Here is a 26184-nt window from a genome sequence, read left to right as displayed (position 1 = left end):
TGGGGAGAACAAGCCGCGGATCATTAGCCTGCCGACGTATCCTTTTGCAAGGGAGCGTTATTGGATCTCGGATATCGTGCTTCCATCCGCACATAAAGTGCCGACGGCAGCGGTTCCTGTACAGAGCTTTGCACGTCAGACGGAAGGCTTGTTCCAATCCGGCACAGCCAGCCGTTCCGACAAGCCAAGCGGCATTGCCTTGCGACAATTGTCGGACTGTCAGCTGCAACCAAGCAAGACTGTCGTCAAAGCAGGCCCAATGATTACACTATCTTCACATGCGGCTCCACTGTCATTGCCAAAGCATGTGAAGGAGGAGGAAGAAACAGTTTCTATACCATCCATATCCGTGGGAATTTTGGAGGAGGAGTTAATAGCAAGCCTGGCGCAAGCTTTATATATCGATCGGGGCGATATTGAGAAGGATAAAAATTTTGTTGAGCTTGGTATGGATTCCATCATCAGTGTGGAGTGGATTCGTGCACTCAACAAACAATACGGCACATCGATACCGGCGACCAAGGTTTACGATTATCCAACGGTATCTGATTTCACTACCTTTCTAGCGCATGAATTAAACAGCAAATCAGGTGAACGTACAAGAAGAAAGCTGGAACCGATTGCAAATCCAGACCATGCTCCCGTTCAAACGGAATCGTCGCCTGAGCCGGTTGGCGGGCAGACAATACCCGGTACGTTGCAGTCTACTTCCGCAGCGCTTTTGCTGGAGGAGCTGACGGCCAGCTTGGCTGAAGCTTTGTATATGGAGAAAAACGACATCGAGACGGATAAAAATTTTGTCGAGCTTGGCTTGGATTCGATTATAGGCGTAGAGTGGATTCGCACTCTCAACAAGCAATACAGCACATCGATACCGGCGACCAAGGTATACGACTATCCGACCATACAGCAATTTGCCGCTTTCTTGGCGCAAGAGATCGATAAGAATGGGGGACGTTTCGTTCAACGATCCTTAACGAAAGTTCAGGATAAGGTCAGGTCTGCAGCTGAAACTCTATCGTCATCGTCGGGAGCAGAGGCTGCGATTCCTTGTGCTTCGACGCGACCGACTGCGGAAAGCTCTGGACCATATAGTCTTGTAGAGAAGGAAGTAAGTACGTCTGCAGCTCCGTCGGCATCTAAAGAGGCCATTGCCATCGTAGGCATTTCCGGCAGATATCCTGGCGCGAAAAATATGCAGCAATATTGGGATAATCTCGCGCAAGCGAAAAATTCCATTGTAGAGATTCCAAAGGATCGCTGGGATGTCGACGAATATTACGATCCTCGTCCGGCGCAAGAGGGAAAGACCTATTGCAAGTGGCTTGGCGCTCTCGAGGAAATAGAATATTTCGATCCGCTCTTTTTTAATATTTCGCCTACAGAAGCGGAAGGAATGGACCCTCAGCAGCGCATCTTTTTACAGGAAGCGTACAAAGCCTTCGAGGATGCGGGCTACAGCGTCTCCCAATTGGGAAATAAAAAATGCGGCGTATATCTAGGCATACTGAATAACGAATACAGTATGCTGCTGTACAAGAATGAAGCGCAGTTCACGAATACGACAGGCAACAGCAATGCGATTGCAGCGGCTCGTATTTCCTATTTCCTAAATTTGAAGGGTCCTGCCATCTCGATCGACACGGCATGCTCCTCCTCGTTAGTGGCAACACATCTGGCATGTCAGGCTTTGTTAAACGGAGAGATTGAAATGGCGCTCGTTGGCGGAGTGTCGCTATATCTTACGCCGGAATCCTATGTAGGCATGTCCGCCTCCGGAATGCTGTCGCCGGATGGTCAGTGTAATACGTTTGACAATAGCGCTAACGGCTTTGTTCCGGGAGAAGGCGCTGGAGTGCTCGTCTTAAAGCGGCTGAAGGATGCCGAGGAGGACGGGGATCATATTTATGGCACGATTATCGGTTCTGGAATTAATCAGGATGGTAAAACAAATGGCATTACCGCCCCAAGTGTTAACAGTCAGATAGAGCTGGAGAGAGAAATATACAGCAAGTACAATATCGAGCCCGAAAGCATCAGCTATGTTGAGATGCACGGGACGGGTACCAAGCTGGGAGATCCAATTGAATTGGAGGCTTTGTCGACAGCCTTCAAAGAAAAAACCGATCGAAGAAACTATTGCGCCATAGGCTCGGTCAAAAGCAATATCGGACATACCTCGGCAGCCGCAGGCATCGCAAGCGTGCATAAGGTACTGCTCTGCATGAAGCAAGAAAAGCTGGTGCCTACGCTGAATTTCAACACTCCGAACGAGCATTTCGATTTTGAGAGCTCTCCTTTTTACGTCAATACGAATTTGAAAGATTGGGAGCCTTCATACGGTGACAAGAGACGTGCTGCCGTGAGCTCTTTCGGATTTAGCGGTACGAACGCTCATCTCGTACTTGAAGAATACCGTCCTCGGATCGGAACAGGCGCTAAAGCCGCCTCTGCTTCAAGCTCCGTACTCTTTGTATTGTCTGCCAAAGGTGAAAAGCAGCTCAAAGCATATGCCGAGGAAATGCACAGCTTTCTCGCAGCTGAGAACAATGTGAATCTGGATGATTTGGCGTATACGCTGCAGGTGGGCAGGGAGCCAATGGAATACCGGCTCGCTATTGTGGCTGATTCTAAAGAGGCGTTGCTGCAGTCGCTGAAAGGCTTTGTATACGGCGATCAGCCGGCTGGAGTCTGGACGGCTCAGGTGAAGAAAAGCAAGGACGAGATCATAGTTTTCGAAGCGGATGAGGACGCCAAATCTCTGCTTGAAACGTGGCTTAAGAAGAGAAGATGGAACAAAATCGCGGAGGTTTGGGTAAAAGGCCTGAAAATCGACTGGGGTAAACTGTATGGCAACGAAAAGCACGGCCGGATCAGTCTGCCTACTTATCCGTTTGCCAAGGTACGCTGTTGGGCGCCTGCGATTGAAGGCCAAGCGTGGAAAGGGGCGGCTCCTGCAGCAGCCGCAATACTGCATCCTTTGCTGCACAGCAACACCTCCGATCTCACGGAACAGCGGTACAGCTCGACGTTTACCGGCGAGGAGTTTTTCTTGAAGGATCATGTCGTAAATGGACGGAAGGTTTTGCCTGGAGTCGCCTGCCTTGAAATGGCACGGGCGGCAGTCGAACGTGCGACGGGAACCGTCGAAGACGGAAAGGCTGGAATTTGCCTGCGAAATGTAGTTTGGACCCGGCCGATAACCGTAGAGGATGCTCCGGTGCAGCTTCACATCGGACTCTTTCTGAATGAGAAGCAAGAGATTTCCTATGAAATCTATGAGATGAGCGGACATGCTGAAGCGGAGGCTATCGTATACAGCTACGGAAGCGCCGTACGAAGCTCGATTGATTATGTTCCAATGCTTAATATTGAAGCTATTCAAGAGGCATGCCGCGGGGAAATGTTTTATTCTTCGCAGCTGTACGCTATTTTCAGCGACATGGGTATCGATTATGGTCCTTCACATCAAGGGATCGATACGGTGTATGTCGGAGAGGGACAGCTGCTGGCGAAATTAATTTTGCCGGCTTCTGTTGCGGAGAGCAGCTCTCAGTTCGTTCTGCACCCAAGTATGATGGATTCGGCTTTGCAGGCAACAATCGGTTTCGTTCTAGGTTCAGGAGAGGTCAAGCCTTATCTGCCTTTTGCGATTCAGGAGGTTGAGATTTTCCGAGGCTGCACTCCTGTTATGTGGTCGCTGATTCGGCGCAGCGCAGATGGCCATGCTCTAGATAAGGTGCAGAAGCTGGATATTGACTTGTGTGACGAGACCGGGGCTGTCTGTGTACGAATCAAAGGATATTCGTCAAGAAAGTTGAATGACGAGTCTATTTCCTCGAGGGCCGCGTTCGAATCGAGTCTCTTGATGGCAGCGCCTGTGTGGCAAGAGAAGGACATTCCAATCGAGGCCGAAACGCCCGTCAACGAGTGTCAAGTCGCCATCTTATGTCAGCCCTCTGGAATTTCTCGAGAGCAGGTAGAATCGCAGATGAACGGTACGCGATGCATCATTGTGCCATCCGTTCGAGAAGGAATCGGGGAACAGTTTCAGCATTGTGCAGTGCAGGTGCTGGAGGAGCTTCAAAGGATGCTGGAGGATCATTCCCATGGCAGGTCGCTAATCCAGATTGCATATTGTGGTCAGGAGCAGGGGCAGCTTCTATCGGGACTTTCCGGCCTCTTGAGGTCGTCTCGTCTTGAGCATCCTAAGCTGGCAGGGCAATTGATCGAGCTGGAACACGAAGAGGATTGGACGAACATCGTAGACCGATTGAAGGAGAACAGCCGTTGTCCGGAGGATATCCGAATCCGGTATAGGAACAACAAGCGATTGGTCTTCGGCTGGAACGAGGTACAAACTCCTCCGGAGGCGGCAAATATTCCGTGGAAGGACAGCGGCGTGTACTTGATTACCGGCGGCGCCGGCGGCTTGGGACTTATTTTTGCAAAGGAAATTTTAAGCAAGGTCCATCATGCGACCATAATTTTAACGGGACGTTCTATGCTGGATGATCGTAAACGGGCTGCTTTGAAGGAATTGGAGGCAGCAGGAGCTCGACGAGTTGTATACAGACAAGCTGATGTGTCCAGCAAGCAGGTGGTAGTCGATTTGATTCGGGACATTCAAACCGAATTCGGAGGCATCAATGGCATCCTTCACAGCGCAGGTGTTATTCGCGATAGCCTTATACGCAAAAAGAATAGAACGGAAATGCTGGAGGTCTTGGCGCCAAAAGTTTTGGGGACGGTGAATCTGGATTATGCTAGCCGTTACCTTCCGCTCGACTTTTTCGTTCTCTTTTCCTCAGTAGCCGGCGGTATGGGCAATCGGGGACAGGCGGACTATGCTGCCGCTAATGCGTTCATGGACAGTTATGCCGAATACAGGAGCTCGCTGGTCGCAGGGAAGCAGCGACACGGTCAAACGCTATCGATTAACTGGCCGCTTTGGAAAGAGGGCGGGATGCGCATAGATGAGCAATCGGAAGAGTTGGCCAGACAGCATACAGGCATGATTGGTATGTTGACCGCAACTGGCATACAAGCTTTTTACCTGAGTATGGCTGCCGGTATCAATCAAGTGATGGTGATGGAAGGAAGTCTTGAAAAAATGAAGCGAACGGTTGGACTATTACCGGCTTCGGGGATTAGGCAGCCTGACAAGGCTGCGGTCGTCTCGACCGCAGCTTCTATAAGCCATGACGTACCGAGCCTGCTTGACAAAGTGCAAGCAGCGATCGTACAAGCGGTGTCGAAAATGCTGAAGGTCAAAATCGAGGATATAGACGCATACGTGGAGCTGGGCGAATATGGCTTCGATTCTATACTGCTCACGCAATTTGCTAATAACCTGAATCGATTGTACCCGCTTGATTTGACGCCTGACGTATTTTTTGAATATTCCACGATCCGTAACCTTTCCGTTTATTTGGTGAAGGAGTATGAGGCCGTGTTTGCTGCGCATTTCGCCGTGAATAAGCCTGCCGGGGGCGACCGTCCTGCATTTGATGAAGCACCGGCTGTGAAGGACGATGCGGCAGAGATCGCTCGTAGCAGGCGGACGCGCTCCAGATTTATGGTCGAGACAGGCGAGTCCGCGCAGCAGCAATCATCTGCAGTTCCCGAGCCTATTGCCATCGTAGGCATGAGCGGAGCTTTTCCGATGGCCCGGAATGTAGATGAATATTGGAACAATCTTGTAGAAGGCAAGGATTGTATAACCGAAATACCTGAAGACCGTTGGGATTGGAAGGCGTATTACGGCGATCCTGCGAACGAGGCGAATAAAACAAACATCAAGTGGGGCGGCTTTATGGACGGGGTCTATGAGTTCGATCCCCTCTTTTTTGGTATTTCGCCTCGGGAAGCTGTACTTATGGACCCGCAGCAGCGGTTATTAATGACCTATATCTGGAAAGCGATTGAGGATGCCGGCATATCGGCAGGGAGCTTATCAGGAACCCGTACAGGTATTTTTGCTGCTACTGCGAACAGCGGCTATAGCAATATGATTTATCAGGGCGATGTGAGCGTCGAAGCGTATTCTTCCAGCGGCATGGCGCCTTCAGTAGGTCCAAATCGAATGAGCTATTTCCTTAATATTCACGGACCAAGCGAGCCTGTCGAAACGGCATGCTCCAGTTCGCTTGTAGCTATTCATCGGGCAATTAAAGCAATAGAGGACGGAAGCTGCGATATGGCGATAGCCGGCGGCGTCAATGTGATCGTATCCCCTGAGCTTCATATTAGCTTTAATAAAGCAGGCATGCTGTCCGAGGACGGTCGATGCAAGACGTTCTCCGATCAGGCCAACGGCTACGTGCGCGGCGAAGGAGTAGGTATGCTCTTCTTGAAGAAGTTGAAGGATGCAGAGCAGGCGGGAGATCATATATATGGCATAATCCGGGGCACGGCTGTCAATCACGGAGGCCGGGCAAATTCTCTGACCGCGCCTAATCCGAGGGCTCAAGCCGATTTACTGATCGATGCGTATACGAAGGCCGGTATCGATCCGAGAACGGTCTCTTATATTGAGGCTCATGGGACGGGGACTGAGCTGGGAGATCCGATTGAAATCAACGGCTTGAAGACAGCGTTCAAAGAGCTGTACAGCCGTACTGAAGGACCGGGAATTAAGGAGCCCTACTGCGGATTAGGATCGGTAAAAACGAACATCGGACACTTGGAACTGGCTGCCGGAATCGCGGGTGTCATTAAAGTACTGCTTCAGTTAAAGCATAAGACGCTGGTTAAAAGTCTTCATTGCGATACGATTAATTCTTATATCAAATTGGAAGGCAGCCCGTTCTATATCGTTCAAGAGGCGCGCGAATGGGAGACGCTGACGGATGCGCAAGGGGAACCCGTTCCTCGGATCGCTGGTATTAGCTCCTTTGGATTCGGAGGAGTCAATGCTCATCTGATCATTGAGGAATATAACCCGCCGAAACGGAAAACAGAGCCTGTCGTCTTCACCGAACAAAAGCCGGCAATTGTCGTGCTGTCATCCAAGAGCGAATGGCAGCTGAAGGAACAAGCAAGGCAGTTGCTGGCTGCAATCGAAAAGCGGTCGTTCATCGAAGAAAGTCTCGGAGATATAGCCTATACGCTGCAGGTAGGCCGTGAGGCGATGGAGGAGCGTCTGGCTATCCTTGCAGGCTCTCTCCATGAGCTTGAACAGAGGTTGAAAGCTTTTGTGGAAGGCCGGGTGGATAACAGCCGCGTATTCTTAGGGCATGTTAAGCGACTGGGCGCGCGTGATGAAGACAAGGATGCGGCAGGAGCGATTGAGGCGCTGGTCGGCGCGGGCGATTATACCCAAATTGCGGAACTATGGGTACAAGGAACGGCATGGGACTGGAGCAAGCTGTACGGCGACACGAAGCCGAATCGAGTCAGCCTGCCGACCTATCCTTTTGCAAGGGAGCTGTATTGTATATCGGATAGGAATAATCGAATGACACTAGGCGGTACGGTTTCGAAACGGCAGGAAGCGATGGTCATCCATCCTTTACTCCATCGGAACACATCCGATGTACACGGCTTGCGATTCAGCTCCACTTTTACGGGCGAGGAATTTTTCTTGGCCGATCATGTGATCGGGGGTAGGAGGCTTTTGCCAGGTGTGGCCCATCTTGAAATGGCGAGGGCAGCTGGGGAACAGATTGCGGACTTCTCTGAACACAGCAGGGGACAGATGAGCGTGCAGCTCAAAGATGTGGCATGGGTTCGTCCTGCTGAGTCAGGAGAGCGGCCAATAAGCGTCCATATCGGGCTCTATCCCCTAGATGGCGGGGAGATCGCTTATGAAATATTCGGCGATTCAGGAGAATCGGGAACGGACCGGCCAGTGTACTCCGAAGGTAGACTTGCGTTTGCTCCGATAACGGAGGCTCCTGTTCTAAATATTACAGCTGTGCGGGAACAGTGTCGTGTGGGCACTCTCTCTTCCTATCAGTGCTATGAAGCGTTCGGAGACATGGGGATATTCTATGGTCCGATGCATCAGGGAATTGAGAAGGTCTATGCCGGAGTCGATCAAGCGCTTGCCAAGCTATCCTTGCCTTCTTCCGGTTACGATACGACGGACCAGTTCGTGATGCATCCTGGCCTAATGGATGCTGCCTTCCAATCGGTCATTGGTTTGAATGCGGCTGTCTTGTCCAGCGGCAAAGCTGCCATGAGACCGGCTCTGCCGTTTGCGCTTGAGGAGCTTGTCCTATTTAACCAATGCTCATCCGAAATGTGGGCATGGGTCCGTTACAGCGAAAGAAGCAGGCAGGAGAGCACGGTGTTGAAGGTTGACATCGATTTGTGCGACGAGCAAGGAACGGTATGCGTTCGAATGAAGGGCTTAACCTTGTGGATAGACGACAGAGAAGCGGCAAGATTGGATAAAAGGTCGCTGTCGGAGACGTTAATGCTTGAGCCGATATGGGAGGAGCTGCCGTCGCTCCCTGGCGGAACCGCTCCTGATTACCGTCATCATTTGGTCGTCCTTTGCGAGCCGGAAGTCATTTCGGGGGAGATGATTGAGGCTCGGATGGAAGGAGTGCGCTGCCTCGTCCTGCAATCCGAGCCGAATGATATCGATAAGCGGTTTATGAAATATGCGGCGCAGGTGTTTGATGAAGTTCAACGCTTGCTTAAATCGCAGCCTAAAGGCAAAGTGTTGGTTCAGCTTGTCGTTCCGACAAAAGGCGAACGTCAGTTGCTTACAGGGCTTTTCGGACTCTTGAAAACCGCATGGCTGGAAAATCCGATGCTGGTCGGCCAACTGATTGAACTGGATGATGAGGAGGAGCATGGAGTCGACATTACCGATCGATTACAGGAAACGGGCCTTACTGCTGTGAATGTGCATATTCGTTATGCGTCGGGCCGAAGGTATGCTTCCGCCATGGTGGAACTGAATTCATTCAGAGAAGCGTTCCGTTTACCGTGGAAGGAGAAGGGCGTCTATTTGCTTACCGGTGGAACGGGCAGTCTCGGGTTAATCTGTGCCGGGGAAATGGCGCGGCATGCTGAAGGGGCTGTAATGATACTCGTGGGACGCTCTCCGCTCCGCAGTGATGTCAAAGCTAGGATGGAGGAAATACAGTCTTTAGGCGCAAGGGTCATATACCGGCAAGCAGATGTCGCCGACAGAGAAGCGGTTGAAGCATTGATCCGGGATATTCGGGAATCGTTTGGCAGGTTAGATGGGATTATCCACGGTGCCGGAGTGATTCACGATAATTTCATCATTAATAAGACTGTTGAAGAACTGCATCAAGTGCTGGCTCCTAAGGTGGCGGGGTTAGTCAATCTAGATGAAGCTTGCAAGGACATGCCGCTTGATTTCTTTATTCTCTTCTCGTCCGTTGCGGGGAGATTGGGGAATATTGGACAGGCGGATTATGCAGCCGCAAACGCCTTTATGGACGCTTTTGCCACGTATCGAGACATGCTGGTAGAGCGCAAACAGCGTCATGGCCGTACACTATCGATCAATTGGCCGCTATGGAAAGAGGGCGGAATGCGTATCGACAAGGAAACCGAACAGATCATGGAGGGAATGGGGATGGTTGCGATGGAAACCGGGACAGGAATCCGAGCTTTGTATGATGGTTTGCTGTCCGGAAAAAGCCAGATGATGGTATTGGAAGGCGACGCCGGACAACTGCGGGAAACGCTGCTTCAGCCGACCTTGAATCAGTCAGCAGATACCTCCTCTATGGTCAACGACAACAGTCAGGATGCGGGAACCGGTCAAGAGCTGCTGATAGAGAAAACGGCGAATTACCTTAAACAATTGCTCGCCTCATCCATCGGGCTATCGGCAAGGCAGATTGAGATCGACGCCCCGATGGAGAAGTATGGAATCGACTCTATTATGATTAAGCAGCTAACCCGCGAGCTGGAGAAAACATTTGGATTGTTGCCCAAAACATTATTCTTCGAATACCAGAATATCAGGGCGCTAGCCCAATATTTCGTTGAGGCCCATCGGGATAGGCTGGCGAAACAGCTTGGAATCAAGGAAGAGGCGGCCGCTGAGAGCGCATACATGCACAACCTTGCACAAAGCGACCGGAAATGGCCACCTTCCGGAAGTCAAAGACAGTCGCCTTACAGCCCGAAGCAGCTTCAATCCAAGCAGGAGCCGAAGACCATGAACCGATCGCAGGATATTGCGATTATTGGCTTATCGGGTATGTTCCCGGAGGCGGACAATGTTCGTTCGTTCTGGAATAACCTGCGGAATGGAAAGGACTGCGTTAAGGAAATTCCGGAGGATCGCTGGGATCACAGCCTCTATTATGACGAGGATAAAATGAAGCCTGGAAAAACCTACAGCAAGTGGGGAGGCTTTATTAACGGCGTGGACGAGTTCGATCCTCGATTTTTTAACATTTCGCCGCGGGAAGCAGAAATAATAGACCCGCAAGAGCGCCTATTCCTGAAATGCGTCTATGAAACGATCGAGGACGCAGGTTATACGCGCGATACGCTGGAACCGGAAAGAAATGTAGGCGTGTTCGTAGGGGTCATGTACGAGGAATACCAGCTCTATGGAGCACAGGAGCAGGCTAGAGGCCGAATGCTTGCAATCCCTGGTAATCCGGCCTCGATTGCGAATCGCGTTTCCTATTATTGCAATTTTCACGGGCCGAGCATGGCGGTGGATACGATGTGCTCCTCTTCATTGACGACAGTTCATTTGGCTTGCCAAAGCTTGCAGCTAGGCGAGTGCGAGCTCGCTATTGCCGGAGGCGTCAATGTGTCGATTCACCCGAACAAATATTTGATGCTCGGGCAAGGCCAATTTGTATCCAGTAAGGGTCGGTGCGAAAGCTTCGGAGAAGGCGGGGACGGCTATGTACCGGGCGAAGGCGTAGGGGCTGTACTGCTTAAGCCGCTGGAGAAAGCGATAGCCGACGGCGATCACATTTATGGAGTGATTAAGGGGATCGCCGTCAATCATGGAGGGAAGACAAACGGATACTCGGTTCCGAATCCTAACGCGCAAGCTAGTGTGATTCGAAAGGCTTTGAAAAAGTCGGGAATCAACCCTAGAGTTATCAGCTATATAGAAGCACATGGTACCGGAACGTCTCTCGGAGATCCTATCGAAATAGCTGGTTTACAAAAAGTATTCCGGGAATTTACAGAGGACAAGCAATTTTGCGCAATCGGCTCAGTCAAATCCAATATCGGACACTGTGAGAGCGCCGCAGGCATTGCCGGATTAATTAAAGTGCTTCTTCAGCTGAAATATAGGCAGCTAGTACCGTCGCTGCATTCTAGCACGTTAAACCCGAATATCGATTTCAACGACAGTCCATTCCTCGTTCAGCAAGAGCTCACCGAGTGGAAGAGACCTGTCGTGAACATTGACGGGAAGATGATTGAATGCCCACGAATTGCAGGCATCTCCTCCTTTGGTGCCGGCGGCTCCAACGCTCATGTGCTTATCGAGGAGTATATTCCGGAGGAACAGGAGATGAGAGACGCCGTCGAATTACCGCGCTATCCGGGTATGGTCATCCTGTCGGCCAAGAATAAAGAGCGATTGAATGAGCAGGTGCAAAGACTGCTTGCTGCGCTCAAAGAGCCTGAATATGCAAAGACCGACTTGTATGATATAGCCTTCACCCTTCAGGTTGGCCGCGAACCGATGGAAGAGCGGCTAGCCGTCGTCGTCAACTCCGTTAAGGAGCTTGAAGAGAAGCTGGAGAGCTTCTTGGCGGGGGACGAAGAAACCGATGGTTTGTACTTGGGACAGGCTAAGAAAAATAAAGACATTTTAGCCGTTCTTGAAACGGATGAAGATATGGCGAGCATGGTGGATAGTTGGATCGGCAAAGGCAAATTTACAAAGCTGGCGGAGCTTTGGGTTAAGGGGCTGGATATCGATTGGAATCGGCTTTATGGAAATACCAGACCTCGCCGGATTAGTCTGCCGACGTATCCGTTCGCTAAGGAAAGATATTGGGTCAATATAACGGGAAATCAATCCCGGGACGTCGAGCCTGAACCTGCAGCTGTCGAGTCCCCGGTACAAGAGCAGCTTATGCAAGATCCCGATCTCACCATAAAAAGCATTACTCATCAGCAGCCGCTCGTGAAGGTGCTTGATAAACCGCAAGGGATCGTATTGCGCTCATTATCGGATCGTCAGTCGGAAGCTGGAGAACCAGCAAGAATGGATGGGCAGACAACAGCCCTATCAGCAGCTGAGTTTACAGCGACCCAGCCTAAGGCGCAGCCTTCAATGCAGCCTGAGGCGAAGCCACCGTACTCCATACAACTTGAGGAGAAACGTACACCAGTGCAGCAAGAAGCCCAGTTGTTGCAAGCGCAGCCTGCAGCGGAGCTTTCTGCTCGGCAGTTGGCGGCTGGGGACGATGTGGATCGGAAGGCGAATGGTCAGAGAGCTATCCGGGCGGAATCGCTGCATAAGGAGCTGATCGAAACTCTTGCTAAAGCATTGAACATGAATGAAGAGGATATCGGATACGACGAAAAATTTGTCGATATGGGTGTTGATTCCATTATAGGCGTCGAATGGGTTCAGTCTATCAATAAACGGTATGGTACCTCCATCTCGGCAACGAAGGTGTACGACTATCCGAGCATTAAAGAATTTTCGAGGATGCTGGCGAAGGAATTGAATAAGCAGGCGCCAGACGGCCAACAAGCATCTGTCGAGCCAAGCTCTAGGCAACCAATGCAAGCATTGATAGAGCAAGTGCTGGAGGGAGCCTTGGATATCGAGCAGGCCGATCGGTTATTGAAGCAAATGCATTCGTAGACAATCGGCATAGGTTTAATTTCATAAATGCAGGAGGGCATTTTCATGGATACCAAAGAGATCTTTCGTGCACTGCAAACAGGTGAAATCACTTCTGAAGATGCCGAGAAACAATTACTGCAAGCGATTGGCGGACTTCCGGAGCACTCTCCGGAAGCTGCCGCACAACAGGATTCGCATGAAGAGGACATCAGCGGTAATGAAAGCAGCATGCGGTCCGTAGTTGAGCTGCAGGAAGTCGAGGATGGCATCGTTCTGTTGACCATGAAGGATACGATTCATAAAAATACGTTTTCGAACGAGCTGATTGCAGCGCTTAATGATGCGTTCGAGACGGTTCAAGCTGACGAGCGTTACAAAGTTGTCATTCTGACAGGATACGATACCTATTTCGCCACGGGCGGCACGCAGGAAGGACTGCTGGCCATCCATGAAGGAAAAGCGAAATACAGCGACACGAACGTTTACCGGATTGCGCTGGATTGTAAGCTGCCGGTCATTGCCGCTATGCAGGGGCATGGAATTGGCGCAGGCTGGTGTATGGGGATGTTTTGCGATTTTGTCGTCATGAGCCGAGAAAGCTTCTATACCGCCAACTTTATGAAATACGGCTTTACGCCCGGAGCGGGCTCGACGCTCATTTTTCCTGAGAAATTCGGGGTTGGCTTGGCGCAGGAAATTTTATTTACGGGCACCAGATACAGCGGTTCGGATTTGGCGGCCAAAGGGATTCCATTTCCTGTCCTTCCGAGAAACGAGGTAGTGCCGCACGCCATCCAGCTGGCAAGAAAACTGTCCGAGTCGCCTAGAGAGTCATTGATTGAACTGAAAAATCATATGGCTCAGCCGATAAGGGGAAAGCTGGAGGCTACGATAGAGAAGGAAATCAAGATGCAAGATATAACGTTCGTGAATCAGCACGATGTAAAGGAGCGGATTCAATCTGCTTACGGGCAGCTACCGTCTAGCGATTCGCCTAGGTCGGTCAAGCGTGTCGATGCTGCAAAGCGTGCGGCAGCTTCACAACGCAGCCGCGACCGGGGAGCAATGGATTCGATTGCGATTATAGGGATGGCGGGGCAATTTCCCAAATCCCGAACGTTGGCCGAATTTTGGGACAATCTGAAGCATGGCAGGGACTGTATTTCGGAAATTCCTTCGAACCGATGGTCACTGGAGGAATATTACGATGCAGATCCTAAAGCTCAAGGCAAAACATACAGTAAGTGGATGGGCGTTCTGGAGGATGCGGATAAATTTGACCCGTTATTCTTTCATTTGTCTCCGGCGGAAGCTGAGATGATGGACCCGCAGCAGCGACTGTTTCTTGAAGCAAGCTGGAAATGTATTGAAGATGCAGGCATCAACCCAGCTTCGCTGTCTGGAAGCCGCTGCGGCGTATTCGCAGGATGCGCAGCCAGCGATTACGGAAGGTCGATGAACGGCGAAGGGTTAAATGCACAAGTTCTATTAGGAGGAGCGCCTTCGATATTATCGGCTCGGATTTCATACCTGCTCAATTTGAAAGGCCCGTCTCTTGCTATTGATACTGCGTGCTCTTCCTCGTTGGTTGCAATAGCGGAAGCCTGCAACAGCCTTGTATTGGAAACTTGCGACCTCGCTTTGGCCGGAGGCGTCATGGTTATGGCAGGGCCAGGGATGCATATTATGACCAGCAAGGCCGGCATGTTGTCTAAAGATGGACGGTGCTTTACATTTGATTCCCGAGCGAACGGATTTGTTCCCGGGGAAGGGGTTGGCGTGATCCTATTAAAACGGCTGTCGGATGCCATTAGGGATCAGGACCCGATTCTTGGCATTATTCGGGGATGGGGGGTCAATCAGGATGGAAAAACGAATGGGATAACCGCTCCGAGCGTCAACTCGCAGATCGCATTGGAACAAGAGGTATTTCGGCGTTTCCGTATTAACCCCGAAACGATTACGATGGTGGAGGCTCACGGGACAGGTACAAAGCTGGGCGATCCGATCGAGGTGGAAGGTCTTACCGAATCGTTCCGTTCCTTCACCGACAAGAAGGACTACTGTGCGCTAGGATCGCTGAAAAGCAATATGGGGCATATGCTGACTGCGGCAGGCGTGGCCGGCGTAATGAAGGTGCTGCTTGCGATGAAGCACCGTCAGTTGCCGCCTACGATCCACTTTGAGACGTTAAATGAGCACATTAATCTAGAAGATAGCCCGTTTTATATTAACAGTAAGCTGCGGAATTGGGAGCCGGAATCAGGGGGGCCTCGGCGGGCAAGCGTAAGCTCTTTTGGATTCAGTGGCACCAATGCGCATATCGTGATCGAGGAATATGTGCCTGCAGCTTCTGCGGCGAGCCCAGCTCCGGTGGATCGAGATCACCCGGTGCTATTTGTGCTGTCCGCCAAATGCGAACAGTCGTTGAAAGCCTATGTGAAGGATATGCTGGGCTATGTTCAAGCGAACGAAAGCGTGAGCCTGAGTGATCTGGCTTATACGCTGCAGGTGGGAAGAGAGGCGATGGATTGGCGTCTTGCCTATGTGGCGGATTCCAAGGAAGGTCTGATCGAATCGCTGGAGAGCTTTGTTCGAGGAGACTCACCCGTGGCCGTACTTACTGGCTACGTGAATGATATGGGGGGTGGAACAGACCTCCTTGATCCGGATCTGGATATCGAGCCCTTGGTCCAAACCTGGATAAGAAAGAGAAGGATCGATAAGTTGGCCAGCCTATGGATTAAGGGAGCAAGCATCGATTGGGACGCTTTATACGGATCAGTAATGCCTCGCAGAATCAGTCTGCCGACCTATCCGTTCAAGAGAGAACGCTATTGGTTGACGGAGGCGGAACTGGTACAGAGAAATACCAGCGCTATTATTGCGACGCAAATTCATCCATTGCTGCATCATAATATTTCCGACCTGGCAGGACCGTGCTACAGTTCTGCCTTTACAGGTCGGGAATTTTTTCTATCGGATCACAGAGTGAGAGGGAAGCAAGTACTGCCCGGAGTTGTGTACCTTGAAATGGTGCGGGCAGCTGTAGAACAAGCGACGATGGCGCTTGTCGATGGAGATAAACGAGTTCGGCTGAACAATGTCGTGTGGGCCCGTCCTGTCGTCGCAGCCGGTGACACAGTAACCATACACACTCGTCTGTTTCCTTCGGACAATGGAGAAATTGCGTATGAAATTTGCAGCGTGCCGGAAGCCGGTTCCGAGGGGACGATACACAGTCAAGGAGTGGCTGTACTAGAGGAAGCGAGCAATCTTCAGATGCTCGACTTGAACGCATTACGATTAGAATGTAACCGCAGCCCGCTGTCTTCAGACCGTTGCTATGATGCTTTCAGCGCTATGGGAATTGAATACGGGGAGGGACATCGGGGCATTGATACGATCCTCCGAGGCAAGGATTATGTCCTCGCCAAGCTTGTTCTGCCTGCCTCTGTATCTCATACCCAGCATGAATATGTCTTGCACCCAGCCATAATGGATGCAGCCTTGCAGGCTGCAATCGGCTTTGCAATCGATTCGGAAGCATCCTCGTCTGCAGGCGGGCCTGCTTTGCCTTTTGCTTTGCAGGAGCTCATTCTTGTCGAGCGATGCCAGCCTGTTATGTGGGCTCGCGTAACGCGAGTTAGAAACGAAGAGCCGTCGAACGGACTATATACGGTAAATATTGATATATGTGATGAGACCGGAAAGATTTGCGTCCAAATGAACGGACTTTCTTCCAGAGTAATGGAAGGGGGAGCGATTCAAGCTGAGAACCCAGGAGTGCTGATGCTTGAGCCTGTCTGGGAGGAGCAGGCTGCCCCGGTAAGCGCAGGCATGTCCGATGACATCCGCCATTTTGTAATTTTGTGCGATGTGGAGGCTATAACCAAAGAAGAGATTCAAGAGCGGATAAGCGGTGCCCGCTGTCTTGCATTGAAGTCCTCTGGCACGGATATGGCCGCTCGGTATGAAGAGTATTCTCTTCAGCTGTTTGAACAATTGCAAATGATATTGCTGGACAAATCGAAACAGAATGTGCTGATTCAGCTTGCTGTTACCGCTCGAAACGACGGGCAAGTAAATGCAGGGTTATATGCCATGCTGAGAACCGCCCAAAAAGAAAACCCTCAATTCATCGGCCAACTGCTTGAGCTTGATGCTGAGGATGGGCCGGAGGCTGTTCTCAGCAAATTGCTCGAGAACCGGGGGGACCGGTACGGGGAACGGGTTCGGTACGATGGAGGCAAACGGCAGGTGTTAAGGTGGCATGAAAGCGAAGCGCTGCAAGCGGATGCGGCCCCGTTGTGGAGAGATGGCGGAGTCTATCTTATTACGGGTGGCGCAGGCGGTCTGGGTCTGATTTTTGCCAGAGACATATTAAGCAGCGTGAATGATGCCACCGTCGTGCTGGTCGGAAGATCACCGCTTTCGGTGGATAAGCAAGCCCGATTGGATGAACTGCGTGCGCTAGGCGGACGTGTCGAATACAGGCAGTCGGATGTAAGTCTCAGGGAGTCAGCAGTCGGATTAATTAACGGTATCGTGGAGCAATTTGGTTGCCTTCATGGTATTTTGCATACGGCTGGCTTGATCCGGGACAATTTCATTATTAAGAAGACAAGAGAAGAAGTACGGGAAGTGCTGGCACCAAAGGTAGCCGGGCTGATTCATCTTGACCAAGCCAGCCGCGCTCTGCCTCTCGATTTCTTTATTCTGTTCTCTTCACTCGCTGGAAGCTTAGGCAATGTGGGGCAGGCTGATTATGCTGCCGCTAACGGCTTCATGGATGCATTCTCGACCTACCGAAATGGTCTGGTGGCGGCACAGCAGCGTCATGGGCAAACGCTGTCCGTCAACTGGCCGTTGTGGAGCGATGGAGGCATGCATGTCGACAAGGAAACAGAAAAGGCAATGCGGGGCTTAGGTATGGTTGCCATGCAAACGTCCAATGGTATTCAAGCTTTGCACCGAAGTCTGTCATCCGGCAGAAGCCAGACGATGGTCATTGAAGGGGATCCTCGATTGATTAAGGAGTCCATTCTCGGAAGGCCAACGGAGGTCCTCTCCGCGGAACGTTCCGTATTCGGAATAGACGGCACATCCAGAATTGAGGAAGAAGAGTTAAGGGAAAGAACAGAAGCTTATTTGAAAACGATCCTTTCGAGCGTAATCAAGCTGCCGCCTGAGAGCATTCTTGCAGAGGCGCCGCTGGACAGGTACGGGATTGACTCGATCGTGGTCATGCAGCTGACGAATGAATTGGAACGAACGTTTGGTTCATTGCCCAAAACGTTATTTTTCGAATATCAGAATATCCGGGCGTTGACCTCTTATTTCCTGGAGATGTATCGGGATTTGCTGATAAATATTATGCAGGTGGAGAAAGCTGCTATTCCACCTGCTGAGGAACCGAAAGCTGCTTCCCAACCGACTATAAAGTCTTTGACTCCGTTATCGAAGGGACGCCGCCAATCATGGAAGCTTCCGTCAGCTTCGCAGCTCCGTCCTGAGAAGAAAGCGTTGGATATCGCTATTATCGGGGTGTCGGGCAAATACCCGGGCGCGGAGAATATTAACGAGTTCTGGATGAATTTGAGGGACGGGAAGGACTGCATAACGGAGATTCCTAAGGAACGCTGGGACCACAGCTTGTACTTCGATGAAACAAGAGGTAAGCCGGGAAAAACCAATAGCAAGTGGGGCGGGTTTATTCAAGGGGTTGACCGCTTTGATCCGCTATTCTTCAACATTTCGCCAAGAGAAGCGGAAGCGATGGATCCACAGGAACGGTTATTCCTGGAATGCGTTTACGGAACGATTGAAGATGCAGGCTATACGCGCGAGACTCTTAGCGCTGATCGGGATTTAGGTGGCGCTGGAGGCAATGTCGGTGTATATGTCGGGGTAATGTACCATGAGTATCAGCTTTACGGAGCTTTGGAGCAAGCTAAGGGAAGCATGCCAGGGCTGTTCGGCAACGCCGCGGCTATTGCTAACCGTGTATCTTACTTCTTCAATTTTAATGGGCCAAGCATAGCTGTCGATACGATGTGCTCTTCCTCGTTGACCGCCATTCATATGGCCTGCAAAGGCTTACAGAATGGTGAATGCCAGCTAGCGGTTGCGGGAGGAGTGAATGTGTCCGTCCATCCTAACAAGTATCTTTTGCTCGGCCAAGGAAGCTTTGCCTCTAGCAACGGAAGATGCGAAAGCTTCGGACAAGGGGACGGTTATGTGCCAGGCGAAGGAGTCGGGGCGCTGTTGCTCAAACCGTTGTCCAAAGCGATCGAGGACGGCGACCAGATCTATGGCGTCATTAAAGGGACGGCGGTTAACCATGGCGGGAAAACGAACGGATACACGGTACCGAACCCGAATGCGCAGGCGAGCGTCATCAGTCAAGTCATTCAGGAAGCAGGCATCCATCCGAGAACGATTAGCTATATCGAAGCCCATGGAACGGGAACTCCGCTAGGCGACCCGATTGAAATAGCAGGCTTACAAAAAGCTTTTCAACAGTATACCAGCGATAAGCAATTTTGCTCAATCGGGTCCGTGAAGTCGAACATTGGGCACTGCGAGAGTGCAGCCGGTGTAGCCGCCGTAACGAAGGTGCTCTTGCAAATGAGATACAGGAAGCTGGCGCCTTCCCTGCATGCAAGCACGTTGAACCCTAATATCGATTTCAGCGGCAGTCCGTTTAAAGTTCAGCAGCAGCTGGGAGAGTGGGTGAGACCTGTGGTTACGCTTAGCGGCGAAACGAAGGAATATCCACGGGCTGCGGGAATTTCTGCGTTCGGTGCGGGTGGATCTAACGCCCATGTCATAATCGAGGAATATATCCCAGCGGAGCCTATCCAGTCAAAAGCGGATCGTGCCTTCCCGAATCCGGTCATGATCGTATTATCGGCCAAGAGCAAGGAAAGGCTCGACGAGCAAGCGCAAAGGCTGCTGTCTGCCATCCGGAACCCGGAGGTCCTCCATGGCGATATTGCGGACATCGCTTATACGCTGCAGGTCGGACGTGAAGCAATGGACGAGCGTCTTGCCATTATCGCAGCCTCCAGCGAAGAGCTGGACCGGAAGCTGGAGGGCTTCATCCAGCAGCTAGAAAGCATTGAAGGACTGTTCAGAGGCCGGGTCAAGCGTAACAAGGGAGGGCTAATCCCGTTGGAGATCGACGAGGATATGGCCAGAACGGTCGAGGCTTGGATGAGTAAGGGTAAGTATGCGAAGCTAGCTGAGCTTTGGGTAGCGGGACTGGTGTTGGATTGGAGCAAGCTTTATGGAGAGGAGAAGCCGCGCAGAATTAGCTTGCCTACTTATCCATTTGCAAGGGATCGCTTCTGGGTACCTGCTGCTAATGAGACGAAGAGCGACGGCGCCGTCATTGAGACGATCACGCCTGCTGCTTCTTTCTTGTCGCCAATACTGCATCATAACACTTCCGACTTTATAGAACAGCGGTTCAGTTCAACGTTTACAGGCGAGGAGTATTTCCTCAAGGATCATATCGTGAAAGGACAGAAGGTTCTGCCTGGCGTAGCTTATCTTGAGATGGCGCGAGCAGCTGTGGAGCGTTCCATCGGCGTAGAGGAGAACGGCATAACAGGCATCCGGCTGACTAACGTGAACTGGATCCGGCCTGTTGCCGTGGGAGATGAACCTGTCTCTGCGCATATCCGGCTTACTCTTGAGGAAGGTGGAGCCATCAGCTTTGAAGTCTACAGTGGACGAATCGGCAGCGATGCGGAGCAAACGATTCACAGTCAGGGGAATGCGAAGCAGATTCATCTCGCGCATAGACCGTCGTTGAACGTGAAGCATCTGCGGGCGGGCTTTGAACAAGGCAGTTTCAGCGGCTCGTACTGCTATGATACTTTCCGCGAGATGGGAATGGACTATGGCCCATCGTATCGGTGCGTGAAGAAGGTATATACGCATCCGGGCAAAGTATTGGCTAGGCTGGAATTGCCTAATTCTATCGCTAACACAGCGGATCATTTTGTTCTTCACCCAAGCTTGATGGATGCTGCCTTACATGCATCTATCGGCTTGATTATGGGCCAAGAGGGCGAAATAAAGCTGGGAAGCGAGATGCCGCGAAGACCTCTCATGCCATTTGCTCTTGAAGAGATCGAAATTTACGGGGCGTGCACCCCTACCATGTGGTCATGGATTCAATTTAGCGAAGGCAGCAAGAGTGAGGATAAGGTACAGAGGCTCAATATTGACTTGTGCGATGAGGAAGGAAATGTCTGCGTCAGGATAAGGGGGCTATCGACCCGAGCGCTGGAGGGAGACATCCGCACGGAGCGCGGCCATGCTGGAGCAGCTGAAGGAGGTGCTGTAAGCTCGCTAGTCGGTGCTGTTAAGCTTGTTCCGAGATGGGACACCGTAGAAGTAACCAAAGGTGCGCTTTCTCCGTTGCCGACAGATCGGGTTATTGCCGCAGGCGGCACCGAACAGGACAAGCAAACGATTAAAGAGCTTTATCCGGGAGCGTATTTGTTGGACCTTCAAGCGCAGGATACAATCGAGACGGTTGCCGCTAAGGTGGAAGCATACGGGTCGGTTGATCACGTTCTGTGGTTAGCGCCAAGCAATCATGTTGAATCAGTAACGGACGAATCCTTAATCAAGGAACAGGAAGAAGGAACGATTCTATTCTTTAGAATGATCAAAGCAATGCTTCTGCTAGGATACGGAACTAAGAAGCTTGGATGGACTACGATCACGACGCAAGCTCAGCCGATCGATTCATACGATTCTGTTCATCCTACGCATGCAAGTCTCCATGGCTTAGCAGGCACTATGGCAAAGGAATATCCGAACTGGAAAATTCGGATCGTCGACCTTCAATCGGATAGCGACTGGTCATTATCAGATCTATTTGCACTGCCACCGGACCGCCAGGGAAGGATGTGGGCGTTCAGAGACAATCAGTGGTACCGCCAACAGCTTATTCCGTTCAAGGAGACGGCTGGCTCTACAGGACAGACGTTATATAGAACCGATGGCGTCTATGTCGTAATTGGAGGTGCCGGCAATATCGGCGAAGCGTGGAGCAAGTATATGGCGCGCACTTATCACGCGCAGTTGGTGTGGATAGGCAGAAGACCTATGGATGACTCTATTCAGGCCAAACTGAACGGATTCGCAGGATTGGGGCCTGTGCCTTACTATATTTCGGCGGACGTAGCGGATGAGAGAGCGTTGAAGCGTGCCTTTGAGGAAATCAAGCTGCGGTATTCCCGTATCAATGGCGTTGTCCACTCTGCCATCTCTTTCTCAGAGCAAGGTCTGGCCGACTTAACGGAGGAGACGTTCCGCTCGGCACTTTCGGCTAAGGTCGATGTAAGTGTGCGCATGGCGCAGGTGTTCCGGCAAGAGCCGCTTGATTTCGTGTTGTTCTTCTCTTCCATTATCGCTCATGTTAAAAATCCGGGGCAGAGCGGCTATGCAGCGGGATGTGCGTTCAAGGACGCATTCGCTCATCGTCTTTCGCGTGAATGGAGCTGCGCGGTAAAAATTATGAACTGGGGATACTGGGGCAGCGGCGAGAACAACAACTCCGCAGCTGCGCGGCAGGAAGTGGAAAACTACTCCAAGCTGGCGCAAATCGGCGTTGGACTGATTACACCGCAAGAAGGCATGGAGGCGCTTGAGATTCTGCTTGCTTCACAGGTAGATCAGATGGGGCTGATGAAAACAACGAAGCATTTGGACATGGAAGGAACGAACCCAGCGGAATCGGTTGTGCTGTACCAGCACAACGCCAATCCGGAGCTGAGGGATATACAGGATACGATAACCGCTTCTATAAAGCCGAAGAGAGCGTTTATCGAAAGCTATGCTAGTGAGGAGGGTACCGCTGAGCAGGAACAGGAGATGGAGCAGCTTCTAGCCAGATTGCTGCGGGAGCAGCTTCGTCATATGGGGCTTTCAGGCACCGATCGTCAATCGCTCGACGATTTCAATCGTAAGCTCCAGTTGCCTGACCTGTATGCCAAATGGTTGAACGAAAGCATAGAGATTCTGAACCGGCTGGATAACAAGGACAAAGCACTCGGCTTGGCTGATTGGGAGGACGTCTGGCAGGAATGGGACGATCGTAAGCGGATATGGCTGGATAATGCGCAGATGAAAGCGAGGGTCATTTTGGTCGAAAAGACGCTTCGAGCATTACCGTCTATTCTCGCCGGAAAAACCGCTGCAACGGAGATTATGTTCCCTGATTCGTCTACGAAATTGGTAGAAGGAATCTACAAAAACAATCTGGCTGTTGACTACTTTAACGAGGTGCTTGGCGATACGGCATTGGCATATATCCGAGAGAGAATCGAGGCTGATCCTGCTGCGGAAATCACCATCCTCGAAATTGGTGCAGGTACCGGTGGAACGAGTGCAACGGTATTCCGTAAATTGGAGCCGTACCGTAAGCATATCCGGGAATATTGCTATACGGATATTTCGAGAGCCTTCTTGATGCACGCGGAGCAAGAATTCGGGCCGCATTATCCGTACTTGAGCTATCGGATATTTAATGTGGAAGAACCTATCGCCGGACAAGGCATTGAAGCGGGCAAATACGATATTGTCATTGCCGCTAATGTGCTCCATACCGCCAAAGATATTCGTCAGACGCTGCGAAATGCGAAAGCGGCGTTGAAGACGAAAGGGCTGCTTCTGTTGAACGAGATTACCGGTAGCAGCGTGTTTACCCATCTAACCTTTGGTCTGCTGGACGGATGGTGGGCGTATGAGGATTCGTCATTGCGTATTCCCGGCTGTCCAGGGCTCTATCCACAGATGTGGGAGGTCGTATTGGCTAAGGAAGGCTTCCGGAGCATGTTATTCCCAGCGCAGGAAGCACATGATTGGGGACAGCAAATTATTATGGCCCAAAGCGATGGCGTAGTACGTCAAAAACGGCATCATACACGGGCGGTATCGACAGAAAAGCGTATTTCGGTTGCGGCTGCGGAGAAACGACCATCCAATCCGGGCACCACGGCTGTTCTGGTAGAAGAGGAACAGGTGCTGCGTGACAAAAGCAGGGCTTACTTTAAGCAATTGATAGGCGATACGCTCAAAATGTCACCGGACCAAATCGATACTACGGTTGCCTTGGAGGAATACGGGATCGATTCGATACTGGTCGTGCAAATGACGAATGTGCTGCGCGAAGATATCGAAGGCTTTATGAGCACGCTGTTCTTCGAGTACAACACAATCGATGATCTGGTTGCACACCTTATGCAAACGCAGAAGGATTCGTTGAAGAAGCTGACGGGCATGAAGGAGCAGAAGCTTATCCGTTTCGAAGAAGCTCCTGCTCCGCAAATTGAGACGATCAACCCGATTAGATCGAGTAAGAGAGGCCGCTTCCTTCAGTCTGAACGTAAAGTGGAGAAACCGGCGGTGCCGTCGTCTAACATCCGGGATATTGCGATAATCGGGCTGTCCGGGCGTTATCCAGGAGCCCGTCATATCGGAGAATACTGGGAGAACCTGAAAGAAGGGAAAAATTGCATAACAGAAATTCCGCGGGACCGTTGGGATTGGAAAGCCTATTATGACCAAGAGAAAGGGAACTGGGGCACCATTTACACTCAATGGGGCGGTTTTATCGAAGGTGTCGATCATTTCGATCCGTTGTTTTTTAATATTACTCCTGCAGAAGCCGAGCGAATGGACCCGCAGGAACGAATTTTTCTGGAAGCTGCATATGCAAGCATAGAGGATGCTGGGTATACGCCTGCCAATTTGTGCGAGAGCCGAAGAGTCGGCGTATTCGTAGGCGTAATGAATGGAAACTATGGACTCGGTCCTCAGTACCATTCCATTGCCAATCGGGTTTCCTACCATTTGAATTTCCAGGGGCCGAGCATGGCGATTGATACCGCTTGTTCTTCGTCGCTGACGTCGATCCATCTAGCTTTGGAAAGCTTATACAGCGGCACAAGCGAGTGCGCCATTGCTGGCGGAGTCAACGTGATTGCGGACCCAATCCACTATATCAAGCTGTCGGCCATGACGATGCTTTCCAACACGAACGAATGCAAAACGTTCGGCGATAAAGCAGACGGATTCGTCGATGGAGAGGGCGTCGGCGCAATTGTGTTGAAGCCATTGGAGAAGGCGATTGCAGACGGAGACCATATTTATGGCGTTATCAAAGGAAGTATGCTTAACGCTTCGGGTAAAACGAACGGGTATACGGTTCCGAGCCCTCTGTCGCAAGCCCGATTGATCGAGGATGCGCTCCGGCGCTGCAATGTAGATGCAAGAACCGTCAGCTATATAGAGGCCCACGGAACCGGTACGGTGTTGGGAGATCCTATCGAAATTGCAGGATTAACGAGAGCGTTCGAAAAATTCACCAAGGATAAACAGTTCTGCGCCATCGGATCGGTTAAATCTAATATCGGTCATTGCGAGAGCGCAGCAGGCATTGCAGGGGTGACCAAAATACTGCTGCAGCTTCAGAACCGTCAGCTGGTCCCATCTCTGCATTCAAGTACGTTAAATCCAGAGATCGATTTCGTCAGCACTCCATTCGTCGTCCAGCAAAAGCTGGAGGAATGGAACCGGCCTGTCGTTGAAATCAACGGAGTATTAGAAGAATGTCCGAGACGGGCTGGTATATCATCCTTCGGGGCGGGAGGGGCGAATGCCCATATCGTGCTGGAAGAGTATGTACCAGAACGCTATGAGCAACCAGAGACGATGGTCTCCTATTCAGGACCGGCTATGATCGTACTATCGGCCAAGAGCGAGAAGCAACTGCAAGAGAAGGGACGGCAGCTGCTGGAAGCGCTGCAGGGCCAACTATCGGATGCCAAATTGGCTGATATTGCTTACACGCTTCAGGTGGGCCGCGAACCGATGGAGGAACGACTTGCACTGCTTGTGGAGTCCATCGAGGAGCTTGAGGACAAGCTGAAGCAATATGTAAACGGACGCCACAGCATCCCTAATATGTATCGGGGACAGGTCAAACGCAACAGAGAGGCACTGGCGATATTTGCTGGGGACGAAGATCTGCAGCAGGTTGTAGAGCTTTGGATTTCTAAGAAAAAATATTCGAAGCTGCTGGAGCTTTGGGTCAAAGGGCTGAATGTAGATTGGGGCAAGCTCTATCCGGAGCAACGACCTCGCCGCGTCAGTCTGCCTACCTATCCGTTCGCGAAGGAACGTTACTGGATGTCTGAGAGCAAGGATCAGGTAAAAGCCCAAGCATTGAGGCCCCAATACCGAAGCGATGCAGATTTCGACGAAGCAGCGTGCGACAGGCTCATGGACGAGCTGATGAAGGATAAGAAGTCTGTTGACGAGGCTGTCGACGAAATCCTCAATTTACTCACCATATAAGTTTTCATTAGTTAGGGGGC

Annotated in this window: 2 protein-coding genes; both read left to right on the top strand. The window is 51.2% G+C overall.

Features of this window, described 5'->3' with window-relative positions:
* Window positions 1–12799: SDR family NAD(P)-dependent oxidoreductase (locus PXY01_RS05420; RefSeq protein ID WP_127568041.1), on the top strand; the 12799-nt coding region annotated here is incomplete at its 5' end.
* 45 nt (window positions 12800–12844) lie between these two features.
* Entirely contained in the window at window positions 12845–26164 is a 13320-nt protein-coding gene (locus PXY01_RS05415; RefSeq protein ID WP_127568039.1) for an SDR family NAD(P)-dependent oxidoreductase, read from the top strand.
* Window positions 26165–26184 lie beyond the last annotated feature (20 nt).

Origin of the sequence: Paenibacillus xylaniclasticus (genome assembly GCF_004001065.1) — a bacterium.
In the GTDB taxonomy this organism is placed as follows: Bacteria; Bacillota; Bacilli; order Paenibacillales; family Paenibacillaceae; genus Paenibacillus_T; species Paenibacillus_T xylaniclasticus.
Note: the sequence above shows the minus strand (reverse complement) of the source record. Positions and strands in the feature narration are given on the sequence as shown.

Bases quoted from the DNA above. Each gene is read 5' to 3' on its own strand.
- PXY01_RS05415 (WP_127568039.1), top strand. From the start codon at position 12,845: ATGGATACCAAAGAGATCTTTCGTGCACTGCAAACAGGTGAAATCACT.